Source organism: Thauera sedimentorum, from assembly GCF_014489115.1.
In the GTDB taxonomy this organism is placed as follows: domain Bacteria; phylum Pseudomonadota; class Gammaproteobacteria; order Burkholderiales; family Rhodocyclaceae; genus Pseudothauera; species Pseudothauera sedimentorum.
In genome coordinates this window covers 517,754-533,969 of the sequence record NZ_JACTAH010000001.1, presented here as the reverse complement: position 1 = coordinate 533,969, position 16,216 = coordinate 517,754, and the positions used below count along the sequence as shown (strand labels likewise).

General features: G+C 68.0%; 17 protein-coding genes. 13 read left to right on the top strand and 4 right to left on the bottom strand.

Annotated elements, in window-relative coordinates; translation table 11 throughout:
* Nucleotides 1–123: 123 nt before the first annotated feature.
* The 13 genes from fliF (at nucleotide 124) to fliR (ending at nucleotide 11,419) form a co-directional block, all read left to right on the top strand.
* Nucleotides 124–1,782, top strand: coding sequence for a flagellar basal-body MS-ring/collar protein FliF (fliF, locus tag IAI53_RS02430; RefSeq protein ID WP_187716560.1), 1,659 nt, complete (start codon nucleotides 124–126; stop codon nucleotides 1,780–1,782).
* Nucleotides 1,779–2,783: a flagellar motor switch protein FliG gene (fliG, locus tag IAI53_RS02425; RefSeq protein ID WP_187716559.1), complete on the top strand. Its 1,005-nt coding sequence runs from the start codon at nucleotides 1,779–1,781 to the stop codon at nucleotides 2,781–2,783. The genes fliF and fliG overlap by 4 nt, the downstream gene beginning before the upstream one ends.
* Nucleotides 2,784–2,801: 18 nt before the next feature.
* Nucleotides 2,802–3,518 carry a flagellar assembly protein FliH gene (locus IAI53_RS02420; RefSeq protein ID WP_187716558.1) on the top strand — a complete coding sequence of 239 codons (717 nt, stop codon included), beginning with the start codon at nucleotides 2,802–2,804 and terminating at the stop codon, nucleotides 3,516–3,518.
* The gene (gene fliI, locus IAI53_RS02415) at nucleotides 3,515–4,921 is read left to right on the top strand and encodes a flagellar protein export ATPase FliI (protein ID WP_187716557.1); all 1,407 of its coding nucleotides are present in this window, start codon (nucleotides 3,515–3,517) and stop codon (nucleotides 4,919–4,921) included. The genes IAI53_RS02420 and fliI overlap by 4 nt, the downstream gene beginning before the upstream one ends.
* Before the next feature lie 93 nt (nucleotides 4,922–5,014).
* Nucleotides 5,015–5,461, top strand: a complete 447-nt coding sequence (gene fliJ / locus IAI53_RS02410) for a flagellar export protein FliJ (protein ID WP_187716556.1) — start codon at nucleotides 5,015–5,017, stop codon at nucleotides 5,459–5,461.
* A 67-nt stretch (nucleotides 5,462–5,528) separates the two neighbouring features.
* A complete protein-coding gene (locus IAI53_RS02405; protein ID WP_187716555.1) occupies nucleotides 5,529–6,809 on the top strand; it encodes a flagellar hook-length control protein FliK in 1,281 nt (426 codons plus the stop codon).
* A 93-nt stretch (nucleotides 6,810–6,902) separates the two neighbouring features.
* Nucleotides 6,903–7,460: a flagellar basal body-associated FliL family protein gene (locus IAI53_RS02400; RefSeq protein WP_187716554.1), complete on the top strand. Its 558-nt coding sequence runs from the start codon at nucleotides 6,903–6,905 to the stop codon at nucleotides 7,458–7,460.
* Between the two features lie 14 nt (nucleotides 7,461–7,474).
* Entirely contained in the window at nucleotides 7,475–8,488 is a 1,014-nt protein-coding gene (fliM, locus tag IAI53_RS02395) for a flagellar motor switch protein FliM (RefSeq protein WP_187716553.1), read from the top strand.
* Nucleotides 8,481–8,966 (top strand): flagellar motor switch protein FliN, encoded by a 486-nt coding sequence (fliN, locus tag IAI53_RS02390; protein WP_187716552.1) that lies wholly within the window; start codon nucleotides 8,481–8,483, stop codon nucleotides 8,964–8,966. Before fliM ends, fliN begins: the two co-directional genes overlap by 8 nt.
* 216 nt (nucleotides 8,967–9,182) lie before the next feature.
* Nucleotides 9,183–9,599: a flagellar biosynthetic protein FliO gene (gene fliO, locus IAI53_RS02385; RefSeq protein ID WP_349771879.1), complete on the top strand. Its 417-nt coding sequence runs from the start codon at nucleotides 9,183–9,185 to the stop codon at nucleotides 9,597–9,599.
* Nucleotides 9,589–10,341, top strand: coding sequence for a flagellar type III secretion system pore protein FliP (gene fliP / locus IAI53_RS02380; protein WP_187716551.1), 753 nt, complete (start codon nucleotides 9,589–9,591; stop codon nucleotides 10,339–10,341). Before fliO ends, fliP begins: the two co-directional genes overlap by 11 nt.
* A 16-nt stretch (nucleotides 10,342–10,357) precedes the next feature.
* Nucleotides 10,358–10,627: a flagellar biosynthesis protein FliQ gene (gene fliQ / locus IAI53_RS02375; RefSeq protein WP_187716550.1), complete on the top strand. Its 270-nt coding sequence runs from the start codon at nucleotides 10,358–10,360 to the stop codon at nucleotides 10,625–10,627.
* Between the two features lie 9 nt (nucleotides 10,628–10,636).
* On the top strand, nucleotides 10,637–11,419 hold the full coding sequence (gene fliR, locus IAI53_RS02370; RefSeq protein ID WP_187716549.1) for a flagellar biosynthetic protein FliR: 783 nt from the start codon (nucleotides 10,637–10,639) through the stop codon (nucleotides 11,417–11,419).
* A gap of 14 nt (nucleotides 11,420–11,433) precedes the next feature.
* Here fliR and IAI53_RS02365 read toward each other — a convergent pair whose 3' ends face one another.
* The 4 genes from IAI53_RS02365 to flgJ all read right to left on the bottom strand — a co-directional run bounded on the left by IAI53_RS02365 (nucleotide 11,434) and on the right by flgJ (nucleotide 16,216).
* On the bottom strand, nucleotides 11,434–11,979 hold the full coding sequence (locus tag IAI53_RS02365; RefSeq protein ID WP_187716548.1) for a hypothetical protein: 546 nt from the start codon (nucleotides 11,977–11,979) through the stop codon (nucleotides 11,434–11,436).
* 5 nt (nucleotides 11,980–11,984) lie between these two features.
* The gene (gene flgL, locus IAI53_RS02360) at nucleotides 11,985–13,172 is read right to left on the bottom strand and encodes a flagellar hook-associated protein FlgL (RefSeq protein ID WP_187716547.1); all 1,188 of its coding nucleotides are present in this window, start codon (nucleotides 13,170–13,172) and stop codon (nucleotides 11,985–11,987) included.
* A gap of 17 nt (nucleotides 13,173–13,189) precedes the next feature.
* Nucleotides 13,190–15,115 (bottom strand): flagellar hook-associated protein FlgK, encoded by a 1,926-nt coding sequence (flgK, locus tag IAI53_RS02355; RefSeq protein WP_187716546.1) that lies wholly within the window; start codon nucleotides 15,113–15,115, stop codon nucleotides 13,190–13,192.
* A 75-nt stretch (nucleotides 15,116–15,190) separates the two neighbouring features.
* Nucleotides 15,191–16,216, bottom strand: coding sequence for a flagellar assembly peptidoglycan hydrolase FlgJ (gene flgJ / locus IAI53_RS02350; RefSeq protein WP_187716545.1), 1,026 nt, complete (start codon nucleotides 16,214–16,216; stop codon nucleotides 15,191–15,193).

Genomic DNA, 16,216 nt, shown 5'->3' with positions numbered 1-16,216 from the left:
GCGCTGCGGTGTATGGTAACCGGCAAACAGGCGGCAAAAAATGCCGCTTATCCGAACATTGAAGTTGCGTTTGCCGGCGGACAATGCCGCCATCCGTCAAAGGGACTGCAACAGGAATCCAGCATGGCAACCGCAGATACCGCCGCTGCCGCACAGCCGCCCCGCTCGCAGCTGCAGCAGGTCATCGAGAACATCCGCGCACTGGACCAGCGTCAGAAGCTGGCCGGCGGCGTCGCCCTGGCACTGGCGATCGCGCTGGTCGTGGGCGTACTGCTGTGGCAGCGCGCCCCCGCCTACGCGGTGCTGTTCTCCAACTTCGACGAACGCGATGGCGGCGCCATCGTCACGGCGCTGCAACAGCAGAACGTGCCCTACCGCCTGTCGCCAACCGGCAATGCCATCCTGGTGCCTGAGGCGCAGGTGCACGACGTACGCCTGCGGCTGGCCGCCGAGGGCCTGCCCAAGGGCGGCCTGGTGGGCTTCGAGATCATGGAGACCCAGAAGCTCGGCGTCTCGCAGTTCCATGAACAGGTGAACTACCAGCGTGCGCTGGAAGGCGAGCTGTCGCGCACCATACAGTCGATCGCCTCGGTGGCCAGCGCACGGGTGCATCTGGCGATTCCGAAGCAGACCGCCTTCCTGCGTGACGACCAGAAGCCCACCGCCTCGGTGATGGTCGCCCTGCGCCCGGGCCGCATCCTCGAGCCGGCGCAGCTGGCCGGTATCGTGCACCTGGTGTCTTCCAGCGTGCCGCGCATGGGCGAGGCCGGCGTGAGCGTCATCGACCAGAGCGGCAACCTGCTCACCGGCGGCGCCAGCGCGCTGCGTCAGGCCGGGCTCGATTCCAGCCAGCTGCAGTACGTGCGCGACGTCGAAACCGGCTACATCCGCCGCATCGAAACCATCCTGTCGCCCATCCTCGGCAACGGCAACTTCCGCGCCCAGGTCACCGCCGACATCGATTTCAACCAGGTCGAGCAGACCGCGGAGACCTACAAGCCCAACCCCACACCCGACCAGGCGATCCGCAGCCAGCAGATCAACGAGAACCGCATCGGCGAGCCCGGCCCGCAAGGCGTGCCCGGCGCGCTGTCCAACCAGCCGCCGGCACCGGCGACCGCGCCGATCACCAATCCGCCGGTGGGCAACGGCAACAACGGCACCAACGCCGCCACCTTCAACGGCAGCCGCAGCGCGGTGACCAACTACGAACTCGACCGCACCATCCAGCATGTGCGCCAGGCCATGGGCCAGGTCAAGCGCCTGTCGGTCGCGGTGGTGCTGAACCACCGTACCCAGGTCAACGAGGCGGGCGAAACGGTGAATGTGCCGCTCACCGAGCAGGAGATCGCCCAGATCACCAGTCTGGTCCGCGAGGCGATGGGCTACAACCAGGATCGCGGCGACAGCCTCAACGTGGTGGGCAGCGCCTTCGCCGCCGCCGAGGCCGGTCCGGAAGTGCCGCTGTGGAAGGACCCGGAAGTGCTCGACATGGGCAAGGAAGCCGCCCGCTATCTGGTGATCCTGCTGGTGGTGCTGTTCGTCTATCTTGCAATCATCCGCCCCTTGCTGCGCACCGTGGCGCCGGCAGAGCGGGAGGAAGAGGAAGAAGCGATGGAAGAAGGCGAGGAAGGCGCCGAGGTCACCCTGTCGGCCGCGGCCATGGCCGGCTCCTACGAGACCCGCCTGGCGCGTGCCCGCGAACTGGCGAAGAACGATCCCAAGATCGTCGCCGGGCTGATCAAGGAGTGGATGGGTGTGAATGAGGAGGGCCGCAAGTGAGCACGTCCCCGGAAGAAGGCCTGGAGAAGGCCGCGCTGCTGCTGCTCACGCTGGGACCGAACGAAGCCGCCGAGGTGCTCAAGCACCTGGGGCCCCGCGAAGTGCAGAAACTCGGCATGAAGATGGCCAGCATGCCGGCGCAGCCGCGCAGCAAGGTGGAGCCGCTGCTCGACGAGCTGGACGAGCATTCCGGCAAGGGTGCGGCCATCCAGGCCGACGAAGAGCAGATCCGCGAGATGCTCACCAAGGCGCTGGGCGACGAACGTGCCGCCCATCTGCTGTCGCGCGTGCTGAGCGGCTCGGACACCGCGGGCATCGAGAGCCTGAAGTGGATGGACGCCCCCACCGCCGCCGACCTGATCAAGAACGAACACCCGCAGATCATCGCCACCATCCTGGTGCACCTGGAGTTCGACCAGGCCGGCGAGATCCTCAAGCATTTCCCGGAACGCCTGCGCAACGACGTGATCCTGCGCATCGCCACGCTCGACGGCGTGCAGCCGGCCGCACTCAAGGAGCTCAACGACGCGCTGACCCGCATGCTGTCGGGCGCCTCCACGGTTAAGAAGGCGGCGATGGGCGGCGTGCGCCACGCGGCGGAGATCCTCAACTTCGTCGGCTCCGCGGCGGAAACCTCGGTGATCGACAACGTGCGCGAGTACGACCCGGACCTCGCCCAGAAGATTCTCGACGAGATGTTCGTGTTCGAGAACCTGATGGACATCGACGACCGCGGCATCCAGACCATCCTGCGAGAGGTGCAGTCCGACTCGCTGATCGTCGCCCTCAAGGGTGCGGCGCCCGAGCTGCGCGAGAAGATCTTCAAGAACATGTCCAGCCGTGCGGCGGAGATGCTGCGCGAGGACCTGGAGGCCAAGGGTCCGGTGCGCCTGTCCGAGGTCGAGGCCGAGCAGAAGGAGATCCTCAAGATCGTCCGCCGCCTGGCCGAGGAAGGCCAGGTCATGCTCGGCGGCAAGGGAGGCGACGATGCCTTCGTGTGAGCCTGAACGGAGCATGTGATGGCGATCGAACGCCACCAGGCCGCGGGCGCCTACCGGCGCTGGGAGCCGCCATCCTTCGACGAGCGCCCCGAACAGCCGGCTGCAGCCGACCCCGCGCCGGAGGAAGCCCTGCCGCCGTCCGAAGCCGAACCGGAAGAGGCCCCGCTGGCGGATTTCCGCTTTCCGACTGCGGAAGAGCTCGAGCGCATGCAGGAAGAGACGCGCGCCGAGGCACACCGCGAAGGCTACCAGAGCGGTTTTGCCGAAGGCCGCGAGGCCGGCTACCGCGAGGGCCGCGAACAGGCGCGCGCCGAAGCGCAAAAGCTGGGCAACATGGTGCAGGCGCTGGAGCGCTCCTTCGACGAACTCGACTCCCAGGTCACCGAGGAACTGATGGGCCTGGCGCTCGCGCTCGCACGCAAGATGGTGCGCGACACGCTCGTCGCCCGGCCTGAAGCCATCGCCGACACCCTGCGCAGCGCCCTGCAGGAACTGCCGCAGAACCACGCCCGCGTCCGCCTGCATCCGGAAGACGCCGCACTGGTGCGCGAGCTGCTCGGCGAACAGTTCGCGCACGGCGAGCACCGCCTGATCGAGGACGACAGCCTGACCCGCGGCGGCTGCCTGGTGGAAGCCGGCGGCACCCAGGTCGACGCCACGGTGGAAACCCGCTGGCGGCGCATCATCGAGAGCCTTGGACGCGACGAAACCGCCTGGGACGCGGACGACGCATGAGCATGCAGCTGGCCGACACCTGGCGCACCTACCTCGCCGGCAACCGCGCGATGGTGGACGACGCCCGTCCGTACGAACTCTCCGGCCGCCTCACGCGCATCAACGGCCTGGTCATGGAAGCGGCCGGCCTCAAGCTGCCGCTCGGTTCGGGCTGCCGCATCATGGTGCCCGGCGGCGGCTCGGTGGAAGCCGAGGTCGTCGGCTTCCACGGCGAGAAGCTCTACATGATGCCCACCGAGGACGTCTTCGGCCTGGCGCCGGGCGCCCTGGTCCTGCCGCTGGAAACACCGCCCAACCGCCTGCAGCCCGGCCAGGACGCCCCGCGCAACCGCCGCGCCGCCGACCGTGCCAAGCACCTGCCGGTGGGCGACGGACTGCTCGGCCGGGTGGTCGATGGCGCGGGCCGGCCGCTGGACGGCCTCGGCCCCCTCGACACCTCCCTCGCCCGCTCACTGCAGAGCCGCCCCTTCAACCCGCTGCAACGGGCGCCGATCTCCGCCCCCCTGGACGTGGGCATCCGCGCGATCAACAGTCTGCTCACCGTCGGTCGCGGCCAACGCCTGGGCCTGTTCGCCGGCTCTGGGGTGGGCAAGTCGGTGCTGATCGGCATGATGGCGCGCTACACCTCGGCGGACGTGATCGTCGTCGGGCTGATCGGCGAACGGGGGCGCGAGGTGAAGGAGTTCATCGAGCACAGCCTCGGCCCGCAAGGTCTCGCCCGCTCGGTGGTGGTGGCCGCCCCGGCCGACACCAGCCCGCTGATGCGCCTGCAGGGCGCCGCCTACGCCACCACCATCGCCGAACACTTCCGCGACCAGGGCAAGCAGGTGCTGCTGATCATGGATTCGCTGACCCGCTATGCCATGGCCCAGCGCGAGATCGCGCTCGCGATCGGCGAACCGCCGGTCACCCGCGGCTACCCGCCCTCGGTGTTCGCCCGCCTGCCGGCGCTGGTCGAGCGCGCCGGCAATGGCCCGGACGGCGGCGGTTCGATCACCGCCTTCTACACCGTGCTGGCCGAAGGCGACGACCAGCAGGACCCGATCGCCGATGCCGCACGCGCCATCCTCGACGGCCACTTCGTGCTCTCCCGTGCGCTGGCCGACCAGGGGCACTACCCGGCCATCGACATCGAACAGTCCATCTCGCGCGCCATGCACAACCTGGTGGGCGACGAGCACTTCGACCTGGTGCGCCGCTTCAAGCAGTTGTTCTCGCGCTACCAGCGCTCGCGCGACCTGATCGCGGTGGGCGCCTATCAGCCGGGCGCCGACCCGCTGCTCGACACGGCCGTCGCGCTTTATCCTAAACTTGAGGCATTCCTGCAGCAGCGCATCGACGAACGCGAGGCCTACCGCAACGCCGCCGCCAAGCTGCACCAGCTCTTCGCCCAGGCCGGCTGACGACACCGCTGAAGCGCGGGCGTGGCGCTGCCCGCCACCCGACATGCCCATGAACCGAAACGCCGTTCGGTCCCGACTTGCGAGGGGGCCACGTTGAACAGACCATCTCCGCTGCAACCCCTGCTCGAACTGATGCAGTCGCGCATGGACGACGCCGCGCGCCGGCTGGGCGAGTTGATCGCCAGCGAAACCGAAGGCAAGCGCAAGCTCGACATGCTCCAGGAGTATCGCGACGAGTATCAGCAGCGCTTCCTGCAGGCCGCCGCCAGCGGCATCGGTCCGGACGCCTGGCGCAACTACAGCGCCTTCCTGGTGAAGATCGACGAGGCCATCGCGGCGCAGCGCAGCATGGTGGAGCAGTCGCGCCTGCGCACCGTGCAGGGACAGCAGGTGTGGATGAACCACCGCAACAAGGTCAAGGCCATCGACACGCTGACGCAGCGCCAGCGCGCCGCCGAACTGCGCACCGAAGCGCGGCGGGAACAGCGCCTGTCCGACGAACACGCCGCCCGCCGCTTCAACGGCAAGATCGACGACTGAATTCCACGCACGACTGGCACACAGCTTGCTCATGATCTGGCAGACAAAGCCAGAGAGGTAAGCAACCATGTCGTCACCGATCACCGCCCAGCCCCAATACGGCGCCAGCGCCCAGTCCGGCTTGCCGCCCTTCATGGCAAGCCAGCCGGAGCGCGGCAGCCAGGCGGGCGACGACTTCTCCCGCACCCTGCAGAACCGTATGGACGCGCCGCGCGAACGCAACCCGGAGCGCGCTGCCGAACGCCCGGCCGAAGCCACCGCACAGCGCGAACGGCCGCAGGCCGAACGCCCGCGCAACACCGAGCACGGCCGGCGTTCCGAACACGGACGCCGCGCGGAAGGCACGGAGCGCAGCACCGAACGCACCGATGCCTCCGCAAAGGACGATGCACCGGCCAGCGAGGAAGCCGCCGCTGCCGAACAGGCCGCGGGCGGCGGGGACGCCCGGCCGCAGGACGGCGCCGAAGCCGGCAAGGCACCGGCAAGCACGGCGGCAACTGCCGCCCTGCCGGCAGCCATTGCCGCCCTGATCCCCGCGCTTGCCGGCGCCGCCGGCGGCACCGGGGCAGCTGCCGACGCGACGAGCACGGAGACCGACCCGCTGGCAGACGTACTGCGCGGCGGCAAGCAGAAGACCGCTTCGAACCTTCTGGCGGGTGCGGATGACAGCAAGGGCAAATCTCTGCAGAATGCGCTCGCCGACAAGAGCCCGACCCTCGCCGAGCCATCGACCAACGCCACCCGTATCGCTTCGCTGGTCGCGCAGCTTCAGTCGCGCGGCAGCGGTGCCGTTACCGCATTTACGGAGAGTCCCGCAAAGGCCATGCAGGCCCTGCAGGGCGAGCCGCCGACCTCGCTGCAGAGCGTGTTCGCGCCCCGCGCCAACAACCCGCTGCAGCCGGGGCCGCAACTGCAGGTGGCAACGCCGGTCGGGCAGAACGGCTGGGCGGAGGATGTCGGCAGCAAGGTGATCTGGATGACCAGCCGAGGCGAGTCCAAGGCGGAACTGGTGATCACGCCGCCCAACCTCGGCAAGGTGGAGGTGTCGATCAACATGAACGGCGACCAGGCCACCGCCCAGTTCCTGGCCAGCACCCGCGAAGCCAAGGAAGCACTGGAACAGGCCTTGCCGCGCCTGCGCGAGCTGATGGCGCAGTCCGGGGTAAACCTGGGTCAGACCAGTGTGAACACCTCGGGTGACCAGCGCACCGGGCAGGAAGACGCTTCGCCGCGCGGTCGCCACGGGCGCGATGCGGTCGGCGGGGTGAATGAAACAGGCGGCAGCACCGCGAGCGGTGCTGCGACATGGACGAAACAAGGCGAGGGCCTGGTCGACATCTTCGCCTGAAGCACGGGAATAGGGGCCGCTCTGCCCCACTTTTTCGCGCTTCGGGCTTGATCGGCCTCGCCGATAATCGAAGCGTGGAAAAAGGAGAATGGCATGGCCAAGGCGCCGGCAAAACCGGAAGTGGCAGCAACTGACGCACCCGCCCCCAAGAAGAGCAAGCTCATGATCATCATCGTGGTGATCGTGGTGCTCCTGCTGCTGATTGCCGCGGCGCTGGTCGGCGTGCTGCTGCTGGTGAAGGGCAAGAACAGCGGCGACAGCGCGGAAGCCACCCCGGCGGTACAGGCCGCCCCCACGGTGGATCTGTCCAAGCCGCCGGTGTTCGTGCAGCTCGACACCTTCACGGTCAATCTGACGCGCGAGGAAACCGACCATTACCTGCAGGCGGTGATCGTGCTGCGGGTGGCCGACGCCACGATCGGCGCCCAGCTCAACGGCTTCATGCCCGAGATCCGCCACCGCATCAACCTGCTGCTGTCGAGCAAGATGCCGTCCGAGGTGTCTACCATGGAAGGGCGCGAGAAGCTCGCGCAGGAGATCCTCACCCAGGTGAACAGCGCACTGGGCTTCAACCCGCCTGCGGGCGCCGCGCCGGGCACGGCCGTCGGGCCGGTGCAGGGCGTGCTGTTCAACTCGTTCATCATCCAGTAACGAGGCCATCGATCATGTCTTCGGACTTTCTTTCCCAGGATGAAGTTGACGCCCTGCTGCGCGGCGTCAGCGGGGAGTCCGACGAACCCGAGGCCGACGAGAGCGAAGGGGCCGGTGGCGTAAAGCCGTACAACCTGGCCACCCAGGAGCGCATCGTGCGTGGGCGCATGCCCACCATGGAGCTCATCAACGAACGCTTCGCGCGCTACCTGCGCATCGGCCTGTTCAACTACATGCACCGCAACACCGAGGTCTCGGTGGGGCCGATCAAGGTGCAGAAGTACGGCGAATTCGTGCGCAACCTGGTGGTGCCCACCAACCTCAACCTGGTCACCGCCAAGCCGCTGCGCGGCACCGGCCTGGTGGTGTTCGACCCCAACCTGGTGTTCCTCGTCGTGGACAACATGTTCGGCGGCGACGGGCGCTTCCACACCCGGGTCGAGGGGCGCGACTTCACCCCCACCGAGCAGCGCATCATCCAGGGCATGCTGGGCGTGGTGTTCGCCGAATACTGCAAGGCCTGGGCGCCGGTCTACAAGATCGAGATGGAGTATGTCCGCTCGGAAATGAACTCGCAGTTCGCCAACATTGCCACACCTTCCGAGATCGTCGTGTCGACGAGCTTCTCGCTGGAGATGGGCGGTGCGCAGGCGGAGATGCACATCTGCTTCCCCTACTCCATGGTCGAGCCGATCCGCGAGATGCTCTACTCGACCATGCAGAGCGACCACCTCACCCAGGACAAGCGCTGGATCAACCTGCTCACCCGCCAGCTGCAGACCGCCGAGGTGGAGCTGGTCTGCAACCTGGGCCAGTCGCGCGTGACCCTGCGCGACATCGTCAACATGCGTGCCGGCGACGTGATTCCGCTGCATGTCTCCGAGCTGGTGCAGATCGAAGCGGACGGCGTGCCGGTCCTCGAAGGCCGTTACGGCGTGCTCAACGGCCAGTACGCGATCAAGGTGGAGCGCTTCCTCGCCGCCGAGGATCCAGAATCCACACCGATACCGGGAGCCCAACATGGCTGAGAACGAAACCGAAGAAGACCAGATCACCGAGGACGACTGGGCTGCCGCGATGATGGAGCAGGCAGCTGCGGAAACCGGCAGCGGCGACGCCGAAGCCGCGCAGGTGGCGGCAGACCTCGCAGCCGCCGCGGCGGAAGGCGAGTCGCCCTACCAGGCCAAGCCCGCCAGCCACCTCTTTCCGGACTTTGGCGCCCCGGCGGCACACGGCGGCGGCATGAACGACTTCGACATGATCCTGGACATCCCGGTCCAGCTCACCGTCGAGCTCGGCCGCACCAAGCTGTCGATCCGCAACCTGCTGCAGCTCGCCCACGGCTCGGTGGTCGAACTCGACGGCCTGGCCGGCGAGCCGATGGACGTGCTGGTCAACGGCACGCTGATCGCCCAGGGTGAGGTCGTGGTGGTCAACGACAAGTTCGGCATCCGCCTGACCGACATCATCACGCCGGCCGAACGGATGCGGAAGATCCGCAGTTAGGGCCCACCCCCGGCGGTCCTTGGCCGCGATGCACCCTTGGTTTCTCCGTACGCTGCATCGCGGCCAAGGCCGCTCCTGCGGGGGGCATCGCCCGGTGCGGCCAGCCGTCCGGCGCACCCAAACAGCCGAATAACCCGGCTTTTCCCCGCCTGTTCCGGCCGCGTCCGCGCGCGGCCGGCGTTTATGCTTGGGGCGTCGAAACTCGCCACCGTCCCCGTGTACCGCGTCTCCGCCCTGCTCCTGCCGTTCCTGCCCGTCGCCGCGCATGCGCAGGCCACGGCCGAACCCATGCCCGAGCTCGGCAGCGGACTCGGCCAGATGCTCTTCGGCCTCGCGGTGGTGATCGCCATCCTGTTCGCCACCCTGTGGGCCATCAAGCGCCTGTCGGCGCCGCGCGGCGGCAGCGTTCCGCTCAACGTCCTCGGCGCCACCGCGGTCGGCCCGCGCGAGCGCGTCGTGCTGGTGGAGCTGGCCGGCAAGGTGCTGGTGCTCGGCGTCACCCAGAGCAGCGTGCAGACCCTGCATGTGCTCGACGCCGACCAACTCCCTGCCGCCGCCCCGCAGACGCCCGCGGGACGGGATTTTTCCGCCTGGCTCAGGCAATCCGTCGAACGCCGCAAGCATGGCAGCTGAACCCCGCATCCTCCGCACCCTGCTCGGCCTGCTGTTGCTGGCCGGGCCGGCCCTCGCCTTCGCCCAGGTGATGCCGGCGGTCACCGCCACCCCGGCGCCGGGCGGCGGCACCAGCTACAGCCTGAGCGTGCAGACCCTGCTGCTGCTCACCTCGCTGTCCTTCCTGCCGGCGGTGGTGCTGATGATGACCAGCTTCACCCGCATCGTCATCGTGCTCTCGCTGCTGCGCATGGCCATGGGCACGCAGACCTCGCCGCCCAACCAGGTGCTGATCGGCCTGGCCCTGTTCCTCAGCTTCTTCATCATGGCGCCGGTGGCCGAGAAGGTTTACGTGGAGGCCTACCAGCCGATGGCCGAAGGGACGATAGGCTTCGACGTCGCCCTGGAGCGCGCCTCGGTGCCGATGAAGACCTTCATGCTCGCCCAGGTGCGCGAGCCGGACCTGTCGCTGTTCGCCCAACTGGCCAAGGTGCCGCCGGTGGAAAAGGCGGAAGACCTGCCGATGCGGGTGGTGGTGCCGGCTTTCGTCACCTCGGAGCTCAAGACCGCCTTCCAGATCGGCTTCATCATCTTCATCCCCTTCATCATCATCGACATGGTGGTCGCCTCGGTGCTGATGTCCATGGGCATGATGATGATGAGTCCGGTGATCGTCTCCCTGCCCTTCAAGCTGATGCTCTTCGTCCTGGTGGATGGCTGGACGCTGCTGGTCGGTTCGCTGGTGCGGAGCTTCGCGATTTGACCCGAGGAGTGCTGTCATGACCCCTACCGCCGTCGTCGATCTCGGCCGCCAGGCCGTGGAGGTGGCGCTGATGGTGTCCGCGCCGATGCTGCTGGCCGCGGTGGTCACCGGCCTGGTGGTCAGCATCTTCCAGGCTGCCACGCAGATCAACGAGATGACCCTGTCCTTCGTGCCGAAGGTGGTGGCCATGTTCGTCACTCTGGTGGTGGCCGGCCCCTGGCTGCTCACCGTGATGACCGACTTCATCCGCCGGCTGTTCGAGTCCATCCCGACCATGATCGGCTAGGGTTCGCTCATGCTGAGCGTCACCTACGATCAGCTCGCCGGCTGGCTGACCGCCTTCATGTACCCGCTGGCGCGCCTGCTCGGCATGTTCGCCAGTGCCCCGGTGTTTTCCAACCGCGCCGTTCCCACGCGCGCGCGCCTGGGCATCGGCCTGGGCATCTCCATCGCCATCGTTCCCGCGCTGCCGCCGATTCCGGCCATCGACCCGGGCTCCTACATGGGCCTGCTGGCGCTGTTCTGGCAGATCGCCATCGGCGTGGCCATCGGCTTCATGATGCGCCTGGTGTTCGCGGCGATAGACATGGCGGGTTCGCTGGTGGGCATGCAGATGGGCCTGTCCTTCGCCATCTTCTTCAGCCCCGGCACCGGCGGGCAGACCGCGGTGCTGTCGGAATTCCTCGGCCTGGTCGCCACCCTGCTGTTCCTGGCGATCAACGGCCATCTGCTGATGATCGACGTGCTGGTGCGCAGCTTCGAGTGGCTGCCGATCACCACCGCCCCGCTGTCGTCGGGCGGCTGGAGCTTCATCGTGCGCTACGCCACGGTGGTCTTCGCCACCGGACTGCTGTTGTCGCTGCCCATGCTCACCGCGCTGCTGGTCACCAACATCGCCCTGGGCATCCTCACCCGCGCCTCGCCGCAGCTCAACCTGTTCGCCATCGGTTTCCCGGTGTCACTGGCGATGGGCATGATGGTGCTGATGCTGGCCATGCACTTCCTCGGCCCGGTGATCCTCAGCTTCTTCGAACAGGGTTTCGCGGCGATCGAATCGATGCTCGCCGCGCTGGCCTGAGCCGCGGGCACTGCTCACTGCGCGGCGGCGTCGGCGCGGACCGGTGCTAGCGTCGCGGGCTCGTTCAGGGTGGGAAACTGCCGCGAACCGACCAGGCGGATCTCGCCCATGGCGGTGCGGTGCGCGAACGGTCGCGTGGATTCGATGCCTTCCTCGTAGCGCAGCACGTCGAACCCGGCATAGCCCCCCTCTTCCACCATCTGGCGTGCCGCGCGCAGGAAAACCTGGCGCGCCTCGCCCTCGCCGCCGCTGATCAGACGCTTCATGCTCAGCTGCAGCGCCACGGTGTCGGCCGAGGCCACCGTGGCGCTGATCCGCCAGGTGGGCGCGAAGGGGTCGTAGATCGCATAGGCGACCATCGCCGCGTGACGGTACTCACCGGTCCACATCGCCAGCCCCTTGAGCAGCTCGCGCACGCCGAGCGCGCCGACCACCGTGGCGTGATGGTCACGGGCCACCTCGCCGCCGATGCGGGCCGCCGAACTGGACGAGCCGCCGGAGGTGGCACAGCCGGCGAGCACCGGCAGCACGGCGAGCAGGATCAGGCGGGAGCGTTTCATGGGGATCAGTTGAGGAAGTTGAACAGCGACAGGTTGGACACGCGCATGAAGGACTGCTGCGCCGCCTGCAGATAGGTCTGCTGCTGGGTCAGGCGCGAGATCGCCTCGACGTAGTCGAGGTCCTCCAGCCGGGAGATGGTGTCGGCGTACTGCAGGTCGAGGTCTTCGCCGAGGCTGTTGAGCTGGTCGAGTTCGCCCAGTTGCGCGCCGACCTGCGCACGGAAGGTCAGCGTGGCATCCTGGAACGCATCGGTGGTGTTGAGGCCGAAGGCGACCATGTCGGTCATGCTCGCGCTGCCCGGGCGCTCCAGGGCGTCGACGAACATCGCGGCATTGTCGAACACGTTGGTCGAGGCCACCATCACCTCGAAACTGTCGCCCGCCGCAGGCGCACCCGCGACGGTCAGGTCTACGCCCGGCAGGGACAGCGTCGGCCCGGGGCCGGTGGTCACCGCCACCGGCGTGGGGTTGCCGCGCTGCAGCTCGGTGACCGTGTAGTTGGCGCCGTCGAAGCTCACCTCGTAGCGGCGCCCCAGCGTGGCCGGGTCCGGCGGTGCCGGGTTGTAGCTCAGCGACACCGAGCCGGTGCCGGTGTTGTCCTGCCCGTTGAAGCCGTACAGGCCGCCGTTGGCCAGGCTGACGCTGTTGAACAGCTTCTCGCCCGGCGCGCTGATCGGCATGAAGCGCGACGCGCTGACCTGGATGCTGCGTTCGCCCTGGTCGCCCGCGTAGCTCACCCCATTGAGTCCGCCGACGAAGGGCTGTTGCTGCGACTTGTATCCGGCGAACAGGTACTCGCCCTGGCCGTCGCGCGTGTTGCCGATGGCGAGCAGCGAGTCGAACTGGGCACGCAGGTCGGAGGCGATGAAGCCCAGGTCGGTGTCGCTCAGCGCATCGTTGCCGGCCTGGATGATGCGCTCGCGGTTGTACTGGATCATGTCCTCGATGCCGGCGAGCTTGCCCTCGAGCAGGCGCAGATTGTCGCCAGCGTAGGCGATGTTCTGCTGGAACTGCTGGTTGATCGAGCGCGACTGGCCGAGTTCGAGCGCGCGCGCCGAGGCGATCGGATCGTCCGCCGGGGTCAGGATGCGCCGGCCGGTCGACACCTGCTGCTGGGTGTGCAGAAGGTTGGCGGTCTGCAGCTGCATCGCGCCCACGCCCTTCTGGTAGATCATGTTGCTCGAGATTCTCATGACCGTTTCTCCTGCGCTTAGCGGCCGATGGACAGCAGTTCGTCGAACAGCCGCTGGGCGATCGACATCACGCGTCCGGAGGCCTGGTACGCGAGCTGGTAACGAATCAGGTTGGCGGCTTCCTCGTCGAGGTTCACACCCGACAAGGCGTCGCGTGCATCGGAAGCCTGCTGCAGCAGCGTTTCCTGCGCCGCCTCGCCCACCTGCGCCTCGCGCGCCTTGTTGCCGACCAGGGTCACCAGCTGCGAGTAGGCCGACTGGAAGTTGGTGGTCGGCTCGCCCGCCGCCGAGGTGAGCATGGTCCGGGCGGTCTGCAGCGCCCCCAGTGCCACCGCGTTGCGGTTGTCGGACACGCCTTCGGCGGTCGGTTGGAAGGTGAAGGTATCACCATTCTGCGGCAGGCCGGCGAGGCGGAAGGAAAACTCGTACCCGCCCGGACCGGTGACCGTAAAGCTCTTGCCGGCCGATTCCGCTGCCGGGTCGTAGGCCGCCGGGGTGATCGTGTAGCCGGCCGGCACGGTGAGCGTGTTGGCGGCGAAGCTGACGTTGAAGTCGGCAAACTGCGGATAGCCGCTGGCCATCCCGTCCACGCTGCCGACATCGATCTGGTCGATCTTGCCGGTACCGGCATTGGTTGCCGGCACATTGACCGACACCGGACTGCCGGCGGCGATCAGCCGCGGATCGGTGAATGCCAGGCCCATGTCGCGCGCCGCATTGCGCAACGGCTCGATGATGAAGCTGTCGCCCGGGGTGGACGTGGCCGGCGGCGTGATCGACAGCCCGATGTCCGAGGGCAGCGCCACCGGCGCGTTGTCGGGCAGGCGCACCAGCGAGTAGCCGCCGGTGGCGTCGGTGTAGGTGAGCCGGTAGCGGTCGCTGGTGAGGACGTTGTCGTCGGCAATGCTCACCTGCGGCGCGGCGCTGGTGCCGCTCTCGCGCTGCACCAGGGAGGAGTTGAAGAAGTCCTGCCCCAGGTTGCCGTCCAGGTCGACGCCCAGGGTGTGCTGTGCGTTGAAGGCCTCGGTAATGGAACGAGCCAGCAGGTTAAGACGGTTCTGCGAGGGGTCGAGCGCGTCGCGGCGGAAGGCCAGCAGACCGCCCAGGGCGCCGCCCTGGACGAGCGACTCGGGCATGGCGATCTGCGCGCCGTTGGGGGCGATCAGCACGATGTCCTGGCGTTCCGGGTCCAGCGCATTCGGCGCGGTGCCGAGCTGGGTCACCGAATTGCCCAGCACCAGGTTCTGCCCGGAGCCGATGAACACGCTGAGCTGGCCGTCGCTTTCCAGCACGGTGCTGGTCTTGACCAGCTTGTTCAGCTCGGACACCACGTTGTTGCGCTGATCGAGCAGATCGTTGGGCGCCACGCCCGCACCGGCCGCCTGGGCCACCGCGATGCGCTGGTTGAGCTCGGCGACCTGCTTGGCCAGCGAGTTGATGGTGTCGATGGTGGCGCCGATCTCGCCCTCGGTGCCCTGGCGGATTTCGGCCATGCGCGAATCCAGCGCGCGGAACTGCGCGGCCAGCGCCTCACCGGCCGAGATCATCGCCTGACGTGCCGGCACGCTGGACGGGTTGGCCGCCACGTCCTGCACGCCCGCGAAGAAGGCCTGCAGCACCGGCGACAGGCCGACATCGGAGTCGGCCAGCATGTTGTTGAGCTGGGCGATCTGCCCGCTGTACGCGGAATATTCGGCACGCCGGTTGTCGGCCGACAGCACCTGGTTCTCGAGGAACTGGCTGTACTGCCGGTTGACCGCAGCGACCCGCACCCCCTGGCCGAAGAAGCCCACGCCCGAGAACATCGGCTCGTTGGTGGTCTGCACCACGGTCTGCCGGCTATAACCGGGCGTGGCCGCATTCGCGATGTTGTGCGAGGTGGTGTTGAGCTGGAGTTGTGCGGCGTTGAGGCCCGTCAAGCCGATGTTGAGCAGTCCGGCCATGATCCTTCCTTCGATTCCCTGTGCCTGTGACCTATCTCAGCAAGTTCCTTGCCAGCTCACTCTTGCCGGTGGCGTTCAGCCGGCCAGCGCAGTACGCAGGGTGCTGCCGCCGATGATGCGGGTGAGCTTGTCGGCGTACATCGGATCGGTGGCATAGCCCGCCTGCTGGAGCCCGCGGGCAAAGCCGGCGGCGTCGCGCTGGCCGAGCACCCCGGCGTAGCGCGGGCTGTCGGCCATCAGCGACGCGTAGTCGGCGAAGGCCTCGGCGTAGGAGCCGTAGGAGCGGAAGCGGGCGTTTTCCTTGTAGGTCCGGCCATCGGCGGCATACTCGGTCACCGGCAGATCCACCGTGGCGCCCTTCCAGCCGCTGCCGGCCTTGATGTTGAACAGGTTGTAGCTGGGCGTGCCGTCCGCGTGGCGCAGCATCTTGGCGCCCCAGCCGGTTTCCAGGGCGGCCTGGGCCACCATGAACTGCGGCGGGATGCCGGTCTTGCGGCTGGCCTGCACCGCATGCGGCCACACCGCGCTGACGAACTCGCGCGCGCTCTCGGGGATCTTGCCCTGCGCGTCGCGCGCACCGTCGATCGCGGCGCTCAGCCGGGCGGCAAGCGCTGCCGCTTCGACGCCCGCTTCGTCCCGCTGCGGCACCCGACCGGCAAGACTTGCCGCCCGGCGCTGGGCATTGATCAGGGTGAAGATCGGGTCGACGTCCGCCGCGCCGCCGCTACGGCGGGCATCGATCGGGAACACGCCGCCCCCGGCGGCCTCGAGCGCGTCGATGGCGCTGCCACCCGCGGCCTCGTCCTTGCCGCCGAGCTGGCGGTAGATCACGTCCGCCAGACCGACGCCCCGCCCCTGGGCGAGGTTCACCGCCATCTGCTGGTCGAGCAGCTGCTGGTACATGCGGCTCTGCTCGGTGCCGAACAGGCTGTCGGTGGGCATGGCGTCGCGCATCGACTTGAGCACCATCTGCAGGAACATGCCCTCGAACTGCTTGGCCGCCCCGCGCAGCGCCTCGGGCGAGTTGTCCTCGCGCGCCAGCCGCTTGAGGCTGGCCATCGAGTTCGGATCGAGGACGTTGATCTGCCCGCTGCCGACCAT

Excerpts from the sequence above, each read along its gene's own strand:
- fliM (WP_187716553.1), top strand. The coding sequence starts at position 7,475 with ATGTCTTCGGACTTTCTTTCCCAGGATGAAGTTGACGCCCTGCTGCGC.
- flgL (WP_187716547.1), bottom strand. The coding sequence starts at position 13,172 with ATGAGAATCTCGAGCAACATGATCTACCAGAAGGGCGTGGGCGCGATG.
- IAI53_RS02400 (WP_187716554.1), top strand. The coding sequence starts at position 6,903 with ATGGCCAAGGCGCCGGCAAAACCGGAAGTGGCAGCAACTGACGCACCC.
- fliP (WP_187716551.1), top strand. The coding sequence starts at position 9,589 with ATGGCAGCTGAACCCCGCATCCTCCGCACCCTGCTCGGCCTGCTGTTG.
- IAI53_RS02365 (WP_187716548.1), bottom strand. The coding sequence starts at position 11,979 with ATGAAACGCTCCCGCCTGATCCTGCTCGCCGTGCTGCCGGTGCTCGCC.
- fliN (WP_187716552.1), top strand. The coding sequence starts at position 8,481 with ATGGCTGAGAACGAAACCGAAGAAGACCAGATCACCGAGGACGACTGG.
- fliR (WP_187716549.1), top strand. The coding sequence starts at position 10,637 with ATGCTGAGCGTCACCTACGATCAGCTCGCCGGCTGGCTGACCGCCTTC.
- IAI53_RS02405 (WP_187716555.1), top strand. The coding sequence starts at position 5,529 with ATGTCGTCACCGATCACCGCCCAGCCCCAATACGGCGCCAGCGCCCAG.
- fliI (WP_187716557.1), top strand. The coding sequence starts at position 3,515 with ATGAGCATGCAGCTGGCCGACACCTGGCGCACCTACCTCGCCGGCAAC.
- IAI53_RS02420 (WP_187716558.1), top strand. The coding sequence starts at position 2,802 with ATGGCGATCGAACGCCACCAGGCCGCGGGCGCCTACCGGCGCTGGGAG.
- flgK (WP_187716546.1), bottom strand. The coding sequence starts at position 15,115 with ATGGCCGGACTGCTCAACATCGGCTTGACGGGCCTCAACGCCGCACAA.
- flgJ (WP_187716545.1), bottom strand. The coding sequence starts at position 16,216 with ATGGTCGGCAGCGGGCAGATCAACGTCCTCGATCCGAACTCGATGGCC.
- fliF (WP_187716560.1), top strand. The coding sequence starts at position 124 with ATGGCAACCGCAGATACCGCCGCTGCCGCACAGCCGCCCCGCTCGCAG.
- fliQ (WP_187716550.1), top strand. The coding sequence starts at position 10,358 with ATGACCCCTACCGCCGTCGTCGATCTCGGCCGCCAGGCCGTGGAGGTG.